The organism is Streptomyces sp. RLA123 (assembly GCF_056270165.1).
Genome location: NZ_JBWDOR010000003.1, coordinates 8,114,043 through 8,129,935 on the forward strand (window position 1 = coordinate 8,114,043; position 15,893 = coordinate 8,129,935).

General features: G+C 68.8%; 8 protein-coding genes and 2 pseudogenes. 6 read left to right on the forward strand and 4 right to left on the reverse strand.

Going from position 1 to position 15,893, the window contains the following annotated elements:
* Window positions 1-55 precede the first annotated feature (55 nt).
* A pseudogene (locus tag RV983_RS37130) lies at window positions 56-505 on the reverse strand (S8 family serine peptidase); the annotation flags it as partial.
* Between the two features lie 797 nt (window positions 506-1,302).
* Between RV983_RS37130 and RV983_RS37135 the strand changes: the two are divergent.
* Window positions 1,303-5,430: a carboxypeptidase regulatory-like domain-containing protein gene (locus RV983_RS37135; RefSeq protein ID WP_475990106.1), complete on the forward strand. Its 4,128-nt coding sequence runs from the start codon at window positions 1,303-1,305 to the stop codon at window positions 5,428-5,430.
* A gap of 558 nt (window positions 5,431-5,988) precedes the next feature.
* Window positions 5,989-6,480, forward strand: a complete 492-nt coding sequence (locus RV983_RS37140; protein ID WP_475990107.1) for a hypothetical protein — start codon at window positions 5,989-5,991, stop codon at window positions 6,478-6,480.
* 291 nt (window positions 6,481-6,771) lie between these two features.
* On the opposite strand, the gene RV983_RS37145 is transcribed toward RV983_RS37140, so the two are convergent.
* Entirely contained in the window at window positions 6,772-8,088 is a 1,317-nt protein-coding gene (locus RV983_RS37145; protein WP_475990108.1) for an XRE family transcriptional regulator, read from the reverse strand.
* A 408-nt stretch (window positions 8,089-8,496) separates the two neighbouring features.
* Here RV983_RS37145 and RV983_RS37150 point away from each other — a divergent pair, with 408 nt between their 5' ends.
* A complete protein-coding gene (locus RV983_RS37150; RefSeq protein WP_475990109.1) occupies window positions 8,497-9,261 on the forward strand; it encodes a 2-keto-4-pentenoate hydratase in 765 nt (254 codons plus the stop codon).
* 68 nt (window positions 9,262-9,329) lie between these two features.
* Here the strand turns inward: RV983_RS37150 and RV983_RS37155 are convergent, their stop codons facing one another.
* The gene (locus tag RV983_RS37155) at window positions 9,330-10,568 is read right to left on the reverse strand and encodes a hypothetical protein (RefSeq protein WP_475990110.1); all 1,239 of its coding nucleotides are present in this window, start codon (window positions 10,566-10,568) and stop codon (window positions 9,330-9,332) included.
* Window positions 10,569-11,684: 1,116 nt separating this feature from the next.
* On the opposite strand from RV983_RS37155, the pseudogene RV983_RS37160 reads away from it, so the two are divergent.
* The 3 genes and pseudogenes from RV983_RS37160 to RV983_RS37170 all read left to right on the forward strand — a co-directional run bounded on the left by RV983_RS37160 (window position 11,685) and on the right by RV983_RS37170 (window position 14,592).
* Window positions 11,685-12,534 (forward strand): annotated as a pseudogene (locus tag RV983_RS37160) (IS5 family transposase).
* A complete protein-coding gene (locus RV983_RS37165; protein ID WP_475990111.1) occupies window positions 12,531-12,935 on the forward strand; it encodes a hypothetical protein in 405 nt (134 codons plus the stop codon). Before RV983_RS37160 ends, RV983_RS37165 begins: the two are co-directional and overlap by 4 nt.
* Window positions 12,936-13,059: 124 nt before the next feature.
* On the forward strand, window positions 13,060-14,592 hold the full coding sequence (locus RV983_RS37170; protein ID WP_475990112.1) for an ISL3 family transposase: 1,533 nt from the start codon (window positions 13,060-13,062) through the stop codon (window positions 14,590-14,592).
* A 211-nt stretch (window positions 14,593-14,803) separates the two neighbouring features.
* Here the strand turns inward: RV983_RS37170 and RV983_RS37175 are convergent, their stop codons facing one another.
* Window positions 14,804-15,568, reverse strand: coding sequence for an alpha/beta fold hydrolase (locus RV983_RS37175; RefSeq protein WP_475990113.1), 765 nt, complete (start codon window positions 15,566-15,568; stop codon window positions 14,804-14,806).
* Between the last annotated feature and the right edge of the window lie 325 nt (window positions 15,569-15,893).

Here is a 15,893-nt window from a genome sequence, read left to right on the forward strand (position 1 = left end):
GTGAGGCGGCACCACTTCCGGCGACGGTCGAGGCGACGTGCGTGCCGTGGCCGTTGAGGTCGGTGGCGCTCTCGTCCCAGGAGAAGTTCTTCTCCGCGACCACCTTGTTCTTCAGGTCGGGATGGGTGGGGTCATACCCGGTGTCCAGCACCGCGACCTTCACACCCTTGCCGTCGAGACCCTTCCGGCAGGCGAAGGGCGCGCCGATCACGGCGGCGGACCGGTCCAGGCTCGCCTCGACCTTGGCGTCGAGCCAGAGCTTCCCGACCGCGGCAGTGCGTGACGTCCCGCCCGCGGCGGCGAGGAAACTGCGCCAGGCCGCGGCAGCCTCGGACTTGCGTACCGTACGGGCGGTCAATCCCAGGGAGGGAAACGTGTCCCGCTGCACGGAACCGCGCAGTGCGGGTCCGGCCTGCGCCGTCGTGATCAGGGGAATGGAGGACCGGGCCGCGTCGTCGTACCCCTGCGCGGCCAGCGCTGTGACGTCGACGAGCTGCCGGTCCACCCGATCGTCGGCGAGAGCCTGCGTGGCGTCGACCGGGATGACATATTCGTGGTCGTTGATCCTGGCCCGGGTGAAGGCGATGCGGCTTCCGGCCCTGTCCGGGGGTCACCCCGCTGACCTGAAAGGCCACTCCCGCTGCCGGTGAAGCCGACCCGGTCACCGTTGATCAGTGTGACGGCGTGCTGGGCGGGTGCCGCGGCAGGCGGCGCCGCGGAGTACTCGCGCCCCGGGCTCGGGGTCAGGATGGGCTGCCGCCGGCAGCCCGGTGGCGACCAGCGCCGCGGTGATGGCCGCGAGCACGGCCGCGGTCCTCGATTTGGATCTCGTCCCCTGTACCAACTCCCTAAAGGCCTTGCCATGAACGAGCAACAGCCTCTTCAAGTCAGGAGTTGATGTTGTGGCAGATGGTGGACCTGGCGAAAAGGTGCCATGGCACATCTGCGACAGCCGCTGCCACGGACTTCTCCACCCGATCATGGTCACATCGTCAGGCTGGCAGCGGCCGGCACGCCTCGTGCATCCCTACACCTGAGGCGCGAAGTGGCTTTTGTCTCGAACGGCAGACAGCCGTGTCCGCTGAGCGGACTCGGAATCTCGACTATGTGACGGGTACAGGGCCTTCCAAGCAGCGCGGGTAAGGCAGTTGAATACGCCAGCGGTCCGATCGGGCCGCGATCGGGCGGGGACGTCGTCATCCCCCGGTCATCTTCGGTTTCGGGAGAAACTCCTTGCGTACAGCCCGTCTCAGACCGAGCGGTGGACGTGCAGGGCGGGCCGCCACTGCGGTCGCCGGCCTCATGTCGGCAGCACTTGCCCTCATCGGACTCCAACTGCCCACCGCAGCCCCGGCGGTCGCCGCGCCCTCCGGAAAGGCAGCGGCCGCGGTCGTCCGGCAGTGCGGCGACCCCAAGCCCGGGGAGTTCGCCTGTATGGCGATGCGCCGCACGGACGTGGCCGCCCGCAAGGGTGTTCAGCCGCTCTCCGCCACGCCGGTCGGTTTCGGCGCCGGCGACCTGCAGAGCGCGTACGCACTGCCCGCTGACGGGGGCGCCGGCCAGACCGTCGCGATCGTGGACGCTTTCGACGCCCCGACCGTCGAAGCCGACCTGGCGGTCTACCGCCAGCAGTACGGTCTGCCCGCGTGCACCACGGCCAACGGCTGCTTCACCAAGGTCGACCAGCGCGGCGGCATGAACTACCCGGCCGCCGACCCCGGCTGGGCCGGCGAGATATCCCTCGACGTGGACATGGTGTCCGCCGCCGCCCCCAACGCCCACATCCTGCTGATCGAGGCGGACAGCCCGGGCTTCGCCGATCTTGGTGCCGCGGTGGACAAGGCGGTCGCGCTCGGCGCGAAATACGTCTCCAACTCCTACGGCACCTTCTACGACAGCACTCCGGGCAGCGGCGAGGACCCGTCGGAACTCACCGCCATGGACCCCTACTACAACCACCCGGGCGTCGCGGTCGTCGCGTCCTCCGGTGACAGCAGTTACGGCGTCTCCTATCCGGCGGCCTCTCAGTACGTCACTTCCGTCGGTGGTACCGCCCTGGCCAAGGACTCCGGTAGCAGCCGCGGCTGGAGCGAGTCGGTGTGGCACGGCCCCAGCGGCGGTGGCCCCGGTTCGGGCTGCTCGCTCTACGAGCCCAAGCCCGCATTCCAGACCGACACGGCATGCGCGAACCGCACCGTAGCCGACGTCTCCGCGGTCGCAGACCCGGCGACCGGCGTCTCGGTCTACCAGACCTACGGCGGCGACGGCTGGTCGGTCTTCGGCGGAACGAGCGCATCAGCCCCGCTCATCGCCGGCACCTACGCGGACGCCGGCACCCCGGCCGCGGGAACGTACCCCAATTCCTACCCGTACGCCCAGGCCGGCTCGCTCAACGACGTGACCGCAGGCAGCAACGGCACCTGCGCCCCCGCGCTGTTGTGCACCGCGGGGCCCGGCTACGACGGTCCCACCGGGCTCGGCACTCCCCACGGCATCAACGCCTTCCGCACCGGCCCGCACGGCGTGATCAGTGGCACGGTCACCGACCGTGTCACGGGCAGTCCGATCGCCGGAGCGACCGTCAAGGCCGGTGACAACACCGCCATCTCGAACGCGTCCGGCGCGTACCGGCTGGACATCCCGGCCGGCACCTACGACATGTCCGCGAGCGTGTACGGCTACGCCACCGGCCGTGCCGCCGGCGTCGTCCTGGCCGACGGCGGTACCATCGCCGAGTCCTTCAGCCTCGACGCCCTGCCCACGCAGACGGTCTCCGGCAAGGTCACGGACGGCTCCGGCCACGGCTGGCCGCTCTACGCGAAGATCACCGCCGACCGTGTGCCCGGCGGACCGGTCTTCACCGACCCCGCCACCGGCGCCTACTCCTTGAAGCTCCCGCAAGGTGCCTCGTACACCTTGCACGTCACCGCCAACTACCCCGGCTACCAGGCCGTCGACAAGACCATTGAGGTCGCGACCGCCGACAAGAAGCTGAACATCGCCGTACCCGTGGACTCGGACGCCGCCCGGGCGCCGGGCTACGCCGTGCACCTGCACGGGCCGACACAGGCCTTCGATTCCGCCACCGGGCCCACCGACGGCTGGAGCGTGGCCAACGCCGACGGCACCGACGGCGGCTGGACCTTCGACAACCCGGGCAGCCGCGACAACCACACCGGCGGCAGCGGCGGCTTCGCGATCGTCGACAGCGACTTCAGCGGCATCCAGACGCAGGACTCCTCGTTGGTGTCGCCGTCGTACGATCTCAGCTCGGCGACCACCCCCATCCTGGCCTTCGACACCGACTACGCGGGCTGGGCGGGCAACACGGCGGACGTGGACGTCTCGTCCGACGGCGGCACCACCTGGACCACGCTGTGGGAGAAGAGTTCGCTCTGGGTACCCGGTCCGGCTCACGTCCAACTGCCGCTCGACGCCTACGCGGGCAAGAGCGACGTCCGGGTGCGCTTCCACTACACGACCACTGACTGGGGGATGTGGTGGCAGCTCGACGACGTCTTCCTCGGGCAGCGCACCTACGACCCGGTGCCTGGCGCACTCCTCGTCGGCCACGTGACGGACGCCAACACCCACGCGGGCGTCAACGGCGCCACCGTCACCAGCACCGACGCACCGGTACCCGGTGACCACACCACCAGCACGGCCACGCCCGACGACCCGCAGGTCGGCGACGGCTTCTACTGGATGTTCTCGCACCTGACGGGCAAGCATCCGATGGCCGCCGCGCTGTCCCACTACACCACGGCCACCGACACCGTGGACATCACCCCGGACGCCACGGTCAAGCACGACCTCCCGCTCAAGGCGGGCCGGCTCAAGCTGACCCCGTCCTCCCTCGCCAAGAACGTGGCCTGGGGCAAGAGCGCCGGCCAGACCGTGACGGTCACCAACGACGGCACCGCACCGGCCACCCTCAACCTCACCGAGAAGAGCGGGGGATTCACCGTACAGCGGGCAGTCGCCCTGCGGCAGCGGACGGGTGCCCCGCTGCACCTGGTCAAGGGCTCCTACTCGCCACTGCGGCTCACCTCGTCCGCAGCCGAATCCAAGGCCGGCCAGGCCCACGCGACGGCCCGCGCCATGGGCACTCCGGGCACCGCCTGGCAGCCCGTCGCCGACCTGCCCACAGCGACCGGCGACAACGCGGTCGACACCTATCAGGGCACCGTCTACTCCGCGTTCGGCTCCACCGGAGGCCATGGCACCGCGGATCTGTACGCGTACAACGGCAGTTGGACCAAGCTCGCCTCCGCCGCCGACCCCCGCGACGCCCCGGTCCACGGCGTCATCGACGGCAAGATCTACGCGGCGGGTGGCTGGGGCTCCGCCGGCAGCCCGGACGGCAAGCTGGAGATCTACGACATCACCACCAACACCTGGAGCACGGGCGCCGGCATGCCCAAGCCGTACGCCGGCGCCGGCAGCGCGGTACTCGACGGGAAGCTGTACTCGGTCGGCGGCTGCTTCACCATCGGCTGCGGCTCCACGGACGTCTCCGTCTACGACCCGGACACCGACACCTGGTCGATGGCGGCCCCCTACCCACAGCCCGTGGCCTGGGAGTCCTGCGGCGCGGTTACGGACAAGCTCTACTGCTCCGGCGGCGAGGCCCAGCACGCGACCACCAAGCACGCCTACGTGTACGACCCCGCCACCGACACCTGGTCGCCCGTCGCGGACCAGCCGACCGACGCCTGGGGCGCGGCCTACGCCTCGGCCAACGGCATGCTCCTGATCCGGGGCGGCTCCGTCAACAACGGCACCGCGCTGACCAACCAGGTGTGGGCCTACGAGCCGAACGAGAACACCTGGACCGCCCTGCCCAACGCCAACACCTCGGTCTACCGCGGCGGTGGCAGCCTGGGCTTCTACGCGATCGGCGGTCTCACCAGCGCGGGCACTCCGGTCAAGACCTCCGAGGTCCTGCCCGGCTACGACCAGGAACGTGCCGCCGACGTCACTTGGCTCTCCGAGAGCGCGAACAAGGTGACCGTCCAGCCGGGCACCTCCACAACGGTCACGGTCACCCTCGACGCCTCCGTGCCCGAGATCACCCAGCCCGGCACGTACACCGCCTCGCTGATCCCGCGCAGCGACACCCCGTACCGGCTCGACCCGGTCGGCGTCGCACTGACCGTGAAGCCGCCCACCACCTGGGGCAAGATCGGCGGCACGGTGACGGCGGCCGGGGGCGGCCCGATCGCGGGCGCGACCGTGCAGGTCTCCACCTGGGCCACGCACTACACGCTCAAGACCGCCGCGGACGGCAGCTACGCGCTGTGGCTCGACGCTCGCAACAACCCGCTCCAGGTCATCGCCGCCAAGGACGGCTACCAGCCGCTCGCGGTCACGGTGAAGATCAAGAAGGGAGCGACGACGGTCCACAACTTCACCCTGCTGACGAGCTGACCGCGCCCGTGCTCTGACGCACACTCGAGACGTCCCCGCCACCGGTGCCACCCGGCGGCGGGGACGTTTCCTTCCCGCCGCCGGAACCTGCCTCTTCCAGCCGAAGGACGCGCATCAGGCCATCGGTGACGACCCGTACGTACCTTGCGCCCGGTGCGGACGACCACGCGCGGTGAGGGCGCCTGCGGGCGCGGGTCCTGGCCATGAGGCTGTCGGACAGCGAGGAGCTCCGCTCGGCGCACACCGCGCCGGCAGATCACCTCGGCTTCGGATGGAATTCCGGTGGATGCGGCGAGTCACGTCCATCATCGCCTCCGGGGCCGCTGACCCGCGGCCCGTCGGTCGACTTCCCGGCCCGGGTGGTGGGTGTGTGGTCCCGGGAGCAGACCGTGACCTCGAATGACATCACCACGGCAGACCTCCTCGCTGCTGCCGCTACGCTCCTCCAGGACTTCCGCGCAGGCAGCGGGCTGCTCACACCGGTTCCGAAGGACTCTGGCCTGGCTTGTCGCACGCCGCCCGGGCGGACTGATCGCCCTCGCGATCCAGTACGGGCATATGAGAACCGTTCTGGACACGCGGACCTCCAGCGGCTACGGATCCCGCAGCCGTGGCGGGATCCACTCCGTTCTCGACATCGAGACCGCACTCGCAGCAGCCGACACCGCGGCGAAGCTCCGCGAGCGGGCCGCCGCCGGGGAGAAGGTCTCCGGCCCAGCCGCCCGCCGGGCCCTGGCCGCCGCCGCGACGACCCCGCGGTTCGGGGGCCGCATCGTCCCCATGACGTTCGCGAAGAAGGCCACCGCCTTCCTCGCGCGGGACGGCCTGGTTCTGTTCGATAATCCGGACACATTCCTGATCTGCGTGTTCAAGCGCGAGAACGCGCTATGCGAACCGGACCCGGGCGCCACCGCTCCGCGGCAGTACGACTGCCGGCCCGGCTGCGGCAACACGGTCCGCACCGACACCCACGCCCGCCAGCTGCCGGAGCGGGCCGACGGCCGCCTCGCCGAGGCCCTCGCCGGGAAGGGAGTGGTCCCCCTGCACTGACCCCCACTCCCAGGAACACCGCTGGCCACAGGCATGGATTTCTGATGGCCACCAGCCGGGACACCCAACGACCACCCACCTGGGCATCTCAATGACCGTTGACACCACGCTGCTGGATATCGGCGGCTGCCTGGGCGTGATCCTCATGGGCGTCGCGGTAGCACTCGTAGCGGCGGCTCTGCAGACGACCGGCCCTGCTCCGTAGGCCCAAACACCCCCATGCGGCTGGCGATTGCCGACACGAGGAGACCGCGAGCACTGGAGCCCGCAGCAAACGGGCATGGCGTCGCATCAGCTTGCGGCAAGTTGGAGCAGTTCGGGTACGCCTTCGGCATCGCGGTAGGTGCGGAAAGCGGGGACGAGGTCTTGAACGAGCTGGACGCAGCGCGGCGCGCCGATGCGGCGGGCGAGCTGGAGGGATTCGCGGGCGGCGACCGCGGCAAGTTCGGGTTCGCGCAGGTTGAGGTGGCTCTCGGCCTGGTAGGCGAGGAAAACCCCATATGTCTTGGCTCTGGCGGCGGGCAGCAGCGCCTGCCCCTCGCCGATGAGGCGGTGGGCGCGGGCGGTATCGCCGAGGTCGAGCAACGTCTGCCCGGAGTCGACAGCGAGATCGGCCTCGGAGAGCCAGGCGCACCAGGCGGGCCGCTCACCTCCGGAAGCGGCGTCCAGCAGCCACTCGGCCGCGTTCAGGCACTGCAGGGCAGCGCGACGTTCGCCTTGCGCAGCATGCGTCCGGGCGAGGCGCAGGTTCAGCAAGGACCGGGCGGCGGGATGGTCGGTGCGGCTGATGGCGTGTTCGAGGATTCCGACCGCAGTGACGTGTTCCCGACGCCAGGCGGCCTGGTAGGCCAGGTCGCCAAGGAGGGCAGCGCCCATGTCGCGGTCGCCGCCGGCGTGGGCACTGTGCAGGCCGGCTACCCAGAATCGCGCAGCTGCCGGATGGTCGGCGGTGTCGAACCTGTGCCAGGCGACGGTCTGCGCCAAAGCCGCGGCCAAGGCATGCAGGCGCAGGCCCACCCGCTGGGGGTAGCGGCCGTTCTCGAGCAGGTTGGTCACGGTCGCCAAATGGGCGTGGAGCAGCGCGGGGATGTGCTGGCGCTGCTCGGTGGGCAGGGCGTTCAGCCCTGCGCTCGACTCCTCCAGCATGGCTACGAGTTCATCGCCGACGGGCTGCCCGGACGGCGCCTCACGCAGCGCGCGGGTGTCACCGGTTGCCCAGCTGGCCGCGAGGGCGGTGAGCGCGGCGCCGGAGACGGACAGGAAGATGCGTCGTTCCATGGCAGTACCCAAAGCCTCTCGGAGGGCGGGAACGGTGCTGTAGGGGCCGAGCGGAATCACGCCCGAACTGGTTCCGTGCAGCCAATCCGGCCAGGTTCCTGCGTCGATAACACTCGCGGGGATGCCCAGAGCTGCGGCGATGTAGGTCTGGGAGTCACGGTCCGGGATGACGTTGTTGACCTCCCACTTGCGAATGCGTTGCTTGTCCACGCCCGTCCGCAGGCCGCGCCGGCGGGCTTCCTCGTGCATCAGGCGCACCAGGTCGACGCGGGTCATGCCGCGTGCTGCCCGGGCGAAGGCCAGGGGGTGGTCGCAGGTGTGCTCGTCCACGACGAAATCCAATCACCGGACGTGACATCAGCGTAGGCGGGAGATAGGGCGGGACTTCCGGGGGACTCCCGGTAGTTCCTCGACGGACCCGCACAGTTGACCGAAAATCGAACTCAAAGTTGCAGGAGCGGTCTCAGTGACGAGGAAGAAAGACCCCGCTCCCGTTTCCCAACCCGGAAATTGACGACTCAACGAATTGCGTGTGGCAGGACATCTTTTTGCGTCCTTCACTTTAGACGACTCCCGCCAACTCGCCTGCTCGTCGCCGTTACAGACAGACCTCAACACTGGCTCGAAGCGCGGCTGAACAGCGACTCGCCCGACTGCGAGCGCTCGGCCGCTGTCTTCTCGACGGGGCCCCCCTTGACCCGCAGCCTTCCTCTTCACTCCAACATCCGGGAGGAATTCATGGACCGACCGCAACGACAGTGGGTCACCGATGCGGCGGACGCCCTGCTGGGCGCGGAGCGGCTGCGGCTGCCGCTGCCTCCTTTGACGAGCAGGCGCCCGGACTTGAGCCTTGAGGACGCCTACGCGATCCAGGCTGCTGCTGTGGCGCGCCGTGTCGCCTGCGGGGCCCGCGTGGTGGGCCACAAGGTCGGGGTGACGTCGCTGGCCATGCAGCAGCAGATGGGCGTCGATGAGCCGGATTCCGGGGTCCTGCTGGACCACATGATGCTGCCCGACGGGAGCTGTCTACTGCGGGAGGACTTCATGTCTCCGCGGGTGGAGGCAGAGATCGCGTTCCGTCTCGGCCGGGAGCTGCCGGGGCCGGAGGTCACCGTGCACGCCGTGCGCGATGCGGTGTCGGAGGCCTTCCTGGCTCTGGAGGTGATCGACACCCGTTACCCGGACTGGCGGATCTCCCTGGCCGACAGCATCGCAGACAACGCCTCCTGCGCGAGGGTCGTCACGGGAAGCATGATCGCTATCGACCCCCTCTGGGACCTGCGCGCTGAGCACCTGGTGGTGAGCATCGACGGTACGCCCGTCGCCGAAGGAGACGGCAGCGCCGTCCTCGGCGACCCGTTCCATCCGGTCATCTGGCTGGCCCAGAGGCTCCACGGCCTGGGTAACCGTTTGCGCGCAGGGGATGTGGTCCTGGCCGGCGCGGTCCACGCGAGTATCCCGCTGACCGCAGGCAGCGAAGTCACGGTCACCTCCCATCATTGACAAATCAGGGTGAAGATGGCATTTCTTCCCTGCTCCCTCGTACTGGCTGAGGGATGACACCTTGCCGATCACGGTCGGGGTAGGGAGGCAGCTGACTTCGAAGCTTGCCGAGCCGTGCCGCGAGAGCAGTTCCCGCACCCGGTACGGCCTCGCCTGATGCTGGTCAGGGTCAGCGTGATTTCCGTGCTGCAGGAGCAGCGGCAGCGCCACCGGTCGGTTGTTTTCCCCGGGTAGGGCTCCAGCGGTTCGTATCCGACTGCGCGCGCCTCCGCGGCGGCGCTTGAGGGCTCGGTGCGGCCACCGTTGCGGGGGCACTTCTTGCAGCCGACCGTTCCCGATCGGACGGAGGAGAGGCGCATCGTGACCTCGTTCCCGCACGAACATCGGCATCGCCACGGGTCCGTGGTGCGGCCGGGGTAGGGCTCCAGCGGTTCGAACCCTGCCTCGCGGATCTCGGCGGAGGCATGCTCGTCGATTGCGGAGTTGAAGGCGCAGAACCGGCAGCCGGTCGAGCCGCCGTTGACGTTGGAGTACGTGGGAGTGGTCTCGTGATTGCATGTTGTGCATCGGCACCGCCACGGCATTGCACTGCCGGGGTACGGCTCCAGCGGCTCGAGCCCGGCAGCCCGCATCACCTTGACGGCCTTGGGCGCGTTGACGGCAGCACGTTTGGCCTGGGTCTCTTTCGCCCGGCAGATGCGACAGCGTTGGCCCGCGTTGCGGACGGCGTTGAAGGTCGGCCGGCCCTCGTGGCCGCAGGTCGTGCAGCGTGAGGGCCAGGTCGCATTCGTGCGGCCGGGATAGGGTACGAGCGGTTCGTATCCGCAGGCCCGCATCTCCGCGACCGCGGCGTCCGCGTCAAACAGGACCGCGGCCCGGGGCCGGCTGCCGACTCGCGGAGCGTAGGGCGCAGCCGTACTGCGGGTTTCCTCTTCAACCATCACCCACACTTCTGCCGCCGTGACGCGGTCTGCAGGGCACGTCTCGCTCCAGCCGTTCGGCATGACCTCCTTGGTCAGGAAGGGGCATAGACCAGCCCCGCGCAGCCGGTCCAGTACCGCCTGCTCCACGTCGTAGGCGGCCGCGCCAGTGGCGTAGTCACGAGCCCGGTACAACTGCCAACCCTGCCGCTTGTGCTGAATGAGGCGAGAGTTGTAGCCGGTGCAGGCACCGATGCCGACCTTCATAGCGTTCCAGTCCTGATGCGTGATCACGTACACCTTCGCCGGCCCGGCCAGGTCGATGCCGTGGGTAGCGCACAACCGGCACCCCCTGCCGGTACGGACACCGGTCAGCCGCAGATGCACCTCGTGGCCGTTGGGCAGCGGCAGAGCCAGCGCTTGTCGCTACCCGGATAGGACTCCAGCGGTTCGAACCCGTGCCCGCGCATCTCGTCCGCGCACGTTTTCGGGTCCAGCGGTGCGCTTCCCGCACAGTGCCCGCACCGGTGTCCGCGCCCCTTCACACCCGAGTACGCGGGCGTGGACTCCTTCCCACACGCGCTGCAGCGGCAACGCCAGCCCACAGAGGACCCGAGGTAAGGCTCCAGCGGCTCGAAACCGTGCGCCAACATGAGGGCGACGGCCTCGTCCGAGTTCGTACGACGGGCGGCGGCCCGCTGCCGGTACCCCTCGGCCCGGCATCTGAGACACGGGTCGTAGCCCTGGCGCACGCTGGACGCCTTCACGCGGACTTCTTCGCCGCACGCCACATGACGGCAGTGCCAGGGCGCCGAAGCGGAGTCGTATGGCTCCAAAGGCTCGTAGCCGGCCGCGCGCATCAAGGCTTCGGCCTGGGCCGCCTGAGCCCGACGCTGCTGCTCGCCGCGGGCCTTGTGGTTGCACGCGGCGCAGCCCGACGCCGTCCCAGCCGTGATCAGTTTGCGAATGTACGACAGTCGAGGAGTGCCCAAATGCCCGCACGTGGTGCAGCGGCAGCGCCAGGGGGTCCCGCTGTTGGGGTACGGCTCGAGCGGTTCGAGCCCGACCGACCGCATGTCGGCCTCGGCTCGCTCGGCTCCGCCTGCACGCTCCTGGAAGATGACCCGACGGCTCTCCTTCGCGCACTCCTTGCACCCCACTCGGCCGCCACCGATGCACTCCGGCCTCGGCGTGACGATGTTCCCGCAAGCGAGGTGCCGGCAGCGCCACGGCATTCCGCTGCCGGGGTAGGGCTCCAGCGGGTCAAACCCTGCCGCCAGCATCGCGGCGGTGTGCTTCACCGCGGCGGCCTCGTGACGCCGACGCCCTGCTTCGGCATAGCCGCATGTGGGGCAGCCTGACGCCCCTGCGCGGAGCCGGTAAAGGATCACCTCGACCTCAGAGGGCGGTTCGTGAATGTTTGAGAGGTTCTGTCGTCGCCTGATGGTGTGGGTGCGAGCGGAATCCGCTGGTCCGCAGCCGGTCGCCTGCTGGGGTGGTGGGGTGAGTGAACGCACGCCGTACCTGAGCGACTTATCGGACGAGCAGTGGTCTCTGATCGAGCCGGTCATCACGGCCTGGAAGGACCGGCATCGCTCGGTCAGCGGCCACCAGGGCGCCTACGCGATGCGGGAGATCGTGAACGCGATCCTCTACCAGAGCCGGACCGGCTGCCAGTGGGCCTACCTACCGCACGATCTGCCGCCGAAGAGCGCGACGTACTACTACTTCGCCGCCTGGCGCGACGTCGGTACCGAACGCGTCATCCATGAACTCCTGCGCTGCCAGGTCCGTGAGAAAGCCCGCCGATTAGAGGACCCGACCCTGGTGGGTGCTGGACACGCAGAGCGTCCACGTCGCTGCAGGGGTCCCCGCCTCCACGACCGGCCGGGACGCCGCGAAACGGGTGGCGGGCCGCAAGCGAGGCCTGGCCGTGGACGTGCTCGGCCTGGTCATCGCCGTCACCGTCCTTGCCGCGAGCGCCCACGACAACGCCGCGGGCATCATCCTGCTGGACCAGGTCGCCGAGCACGCTGGCGGCACCGTCCGCAAAGCCCTGGTAGACCAGGGCTTCAAGAACCAGGTTGTTATGCACGGCGCCGGCCTGGGGATTGACGTCGAGATCGTCGAACGCAACCCGCAGGACAAGGGGTTCGTCCCGCAACCGAAGCGGTGGAGGGTCGAGCAGACCTACGGGATCCTGATATTGCACCGGCGCCTGGTCCGCGACTACGAGCACCGCCCGGCCTCGTCCGCATCCCGCGTGTACTGGGCCATGACCCACGTCATGGTCCGCCGCCTCACCAACGCGAACACCCTCACCTGGCGCGACCCACAGGATGTGACCACGTGAGCATCCAGCCCCTGCTCGAAGCACTGGATGTCCAGGAAGACGCGGCCCGGGCCATGGCCGACGACCTCCGCACCCAGATCGACGAACTGCAGGCCCGGCTACGGGAGGTCGACACCCACCTCGAACACCTCGCGATCACCCGGAAGACCGTCACCGCCCTCGCCGACCGGATCACCGCCCGAGCCGACTCGCCGGACCTGCCCGAGCACCCGGACTACCCCCGCATCCTCGCCGTCTTCAACGAGGCCACCGGCCCCCTTCGGGCCCGCGACGTCTGCGAAGCCCTCGACCACGAACTGCTGCCGAAGAACATCGAAGGCACCCGCGCCAAGCTGAAACGACTCGTCAAACTCGAACTCCTCACCGAGGTCGACACCGGCAGCTTCGCCAGGAAGCAGTAGTCGACTGAAGCCCTGCGACCAGCAGTCCTGCCCCATCCTCACCGGGAAAGGGAGTGTCTAATTAACGGCCCTGTCTCACATTCGGTGGTGACGGAGAGTTGTGAGGCTCGTTGACCTTCATGTGATGGATGTCAACGAGCTTGTGCAGTTGGTGTTTTCGGGTCTGTCTCCGCTGGTCATGGAGGATGTGGCCGACGAGGGTGAGCGGATCGTGGTGCGGGCCCGGACGCCGCTGGACACCGCGGTCTGCCAGGTGTGCGGGGCCTCGTCGGGGCGGGTGCACGGCTATCACTGGCGGACGGTGGCCGACGTTCCGGTCGACGGGCGACGGGTGGTGGTCCGTGTGCGGGTGCGGCGTCTGGTGTGTCCCACGCGAGGCTGCCGCCACACCTTCCGCGAACAGGTGCCCGGGGTGCTGGAGCGATACCAGCGACGCACCGCCCGGCTGACCAGGCAGGTCAAGGCCGTGGTCAAAGAGTTAGCGGGCCGGGCGGGATCACGTCTGCTGACGATACTCGCGGTGGGCCTGTCCCGTCACACGGCCCTGCGCACCCTGCTGCGCATCCCGTTGCCCACCGGGCGGACGCCTCGTGTGATCGGCATCGACGATTTCGCCCTGCGCCGGCGGCACCGCTACGCCACCGTGGTGATCGACGCCGAGACCCATGAGCGGATCGACGTACTCCCGGACCGCACGGCCGACACGCTGGAAGCATGGCTGCGCGAACATCCGGGCATCGAGGTCGTCTGCCGCGACGGCTCAGCCACCTACGCCGAGGCCATCCGCCGCGCACTGCCCGACGCGGTCCAAGTCGCGGACAGGTGGCATCTGTGGCACAACCTGTGCGAAGCCGCCCTCAGCGAGGTAAAGGCGCACAGCACCTGCTGGGCCACCGTACTGGACGCACCCATCTACGACGGGCCACGCGCCCGAACCACCCTGGAACGCTGGCACCAGGTCCATGACCTGCTCAATCAGGGCGTTGGCCTGCTCGAATGCGCCCGCCGTCTGCAATTGGCCCTGAACACCGTCAAACGCTACGCACGAGCCGACCGGCCCGAGCGGATTCTCCGCGTCCCCAAATACCGCGCGAGCCTCGTCGACCCCTACCGTGAGCACCTGCGCAAACGCCGGGCTGAGGACCCCGCCGTCCCCGTCAAGCACCTCTTCGAAGAGATCAAGGCCCTCGGCTACACCGGCTGCCTCAACCTCCTGCACAAGTACATCAACCAGGGCCGCGCGGACGCAGACCGCAGCCACATCTCCCCGCGCCGGCTCGCCCGGATGCTCCTCACCAGGCCCGACAACCTCAAGACCGAACATCACGACCTCCTGGCGCGACTCACCGCCGCCTGCCCCGAGATGACCCAACTGGCCGCCGCTATCGGAAACTTCGCCCAGCTGCTGACGCCCCGCGAAGAAAACGCCGACGGGCTCTCGCGCTGGATCGACCAGGTCCGCACAACCGATCTGCCCCATCTGCACTCCTTCGCCCGGGGCCTGGACCGAGACAGGGACGCAGTGATCGCCGCGCTCACGCTTCCGTACAGCAACGGCCCCACCGAGGGCGTCAACACCAAAACCAAGCGGATCGCACGCCAGATGCACGGACGAGCAGGCTTCACCCTACTTCGCCACCGCATCCTCCTCGGGTAGCAGCACACTCCGTCACCACCGAATGTGAGACAGGGCCTAATTAACGGCGGATCTGCTGATCATGGAGACGCCAAGTGAGTGAGATGACGTTCGAGTACGAGCACGAGCCCGTGGTCGAGCCGGTTGGGGCTGCCACGTCGGACGAGCAGTTGATCGCGATGCTGGTCGACCGGGCCCGGAGTGACGGACATGGGCGTAGCTCTTCTGCGGATCAGCCCGGATCGGACAGAAAATCCTCGACAGCGGCGGCGAACTGAGCCGGAGCATCGTGGTGCACGACATGACCGGCAGGCAACTCGGCGCGACGGACCTTGCCGGCGCGACGGGTGATCATTTCGCTGGCATGGGCGGCCGCCAGTTCATCGCTGCGTGTTCCGCGGATCAGCAGAGTGGGGCAGGCCACCGCCGTCCAGTCCTGCCAGTGGTCACCATTGAGTGCCTTCTGGGACGCCACCGTGTGCTCGATGTCGAACGAGAATCCCCAGCCGCCCTCCGACCGACGGAAGGAACACTCCAGATACGGAGCCGTCGAGCCCAGCGCGGCCACCAGATCCTGGCGCGACGGCGCATGGCGGGGCAGGCGCAAGGTGAATGACCAGTCACTGTCCACCACCGCGCCGATGTCCTCGACGATCAGCGCACGGACCCGATCGGGCTGCCGGGCAGCGTACTGGTATGCGTTCACTCCGCCGAGCGAGTGGCCCAGCACCGCCACCGGCCCGATGCCCAGATGCCGATGGAAGGCAGCGACATCAGCGACGTAGTCGTCCCGCTCGTAACGCTGAGCACGATCGGACTCGCCGTGACCGCGTTGATCGAGCGCGATCACCCTCCACCGCGGCGCCAACGCCTCAGCCAAAGGCACGAACGCCGACGCCTCGTTGTAGTGTCCATGCAGGGCGAGAAGCGGAGTACCCGGGCCACCGAAGTCCAGGTACGACAGTTTCCGTCCGCCGACTACGAAGAACTCACGCATGACACGGATGCTATGCGGCAACACTGACACCCCATGGCTGACCAGCAGCCGACAGAGACCAGAACCGCCTTCCTCTCGGTCAGAACGAGCTACACCCAACGGACATCGCCTCACGAACCGCCCTCTCATGGCCATTGGGGCAGCGACAGCGCCAGGGGACACCGCCAGCTCCCGGGTAAGGTTCCAGCGGCTGGAACCCCCGAGATCGAATCTCCCCTTCGGGTCCGGCAAAGGTCATGAACTGGGCCCTCTCTCCCCCCGCCTGTCGGGGATCCGTAGCGGGCGCGGTGGGTGTAAGTCCTGTGCAACGGCTGCTGTCGCAGCC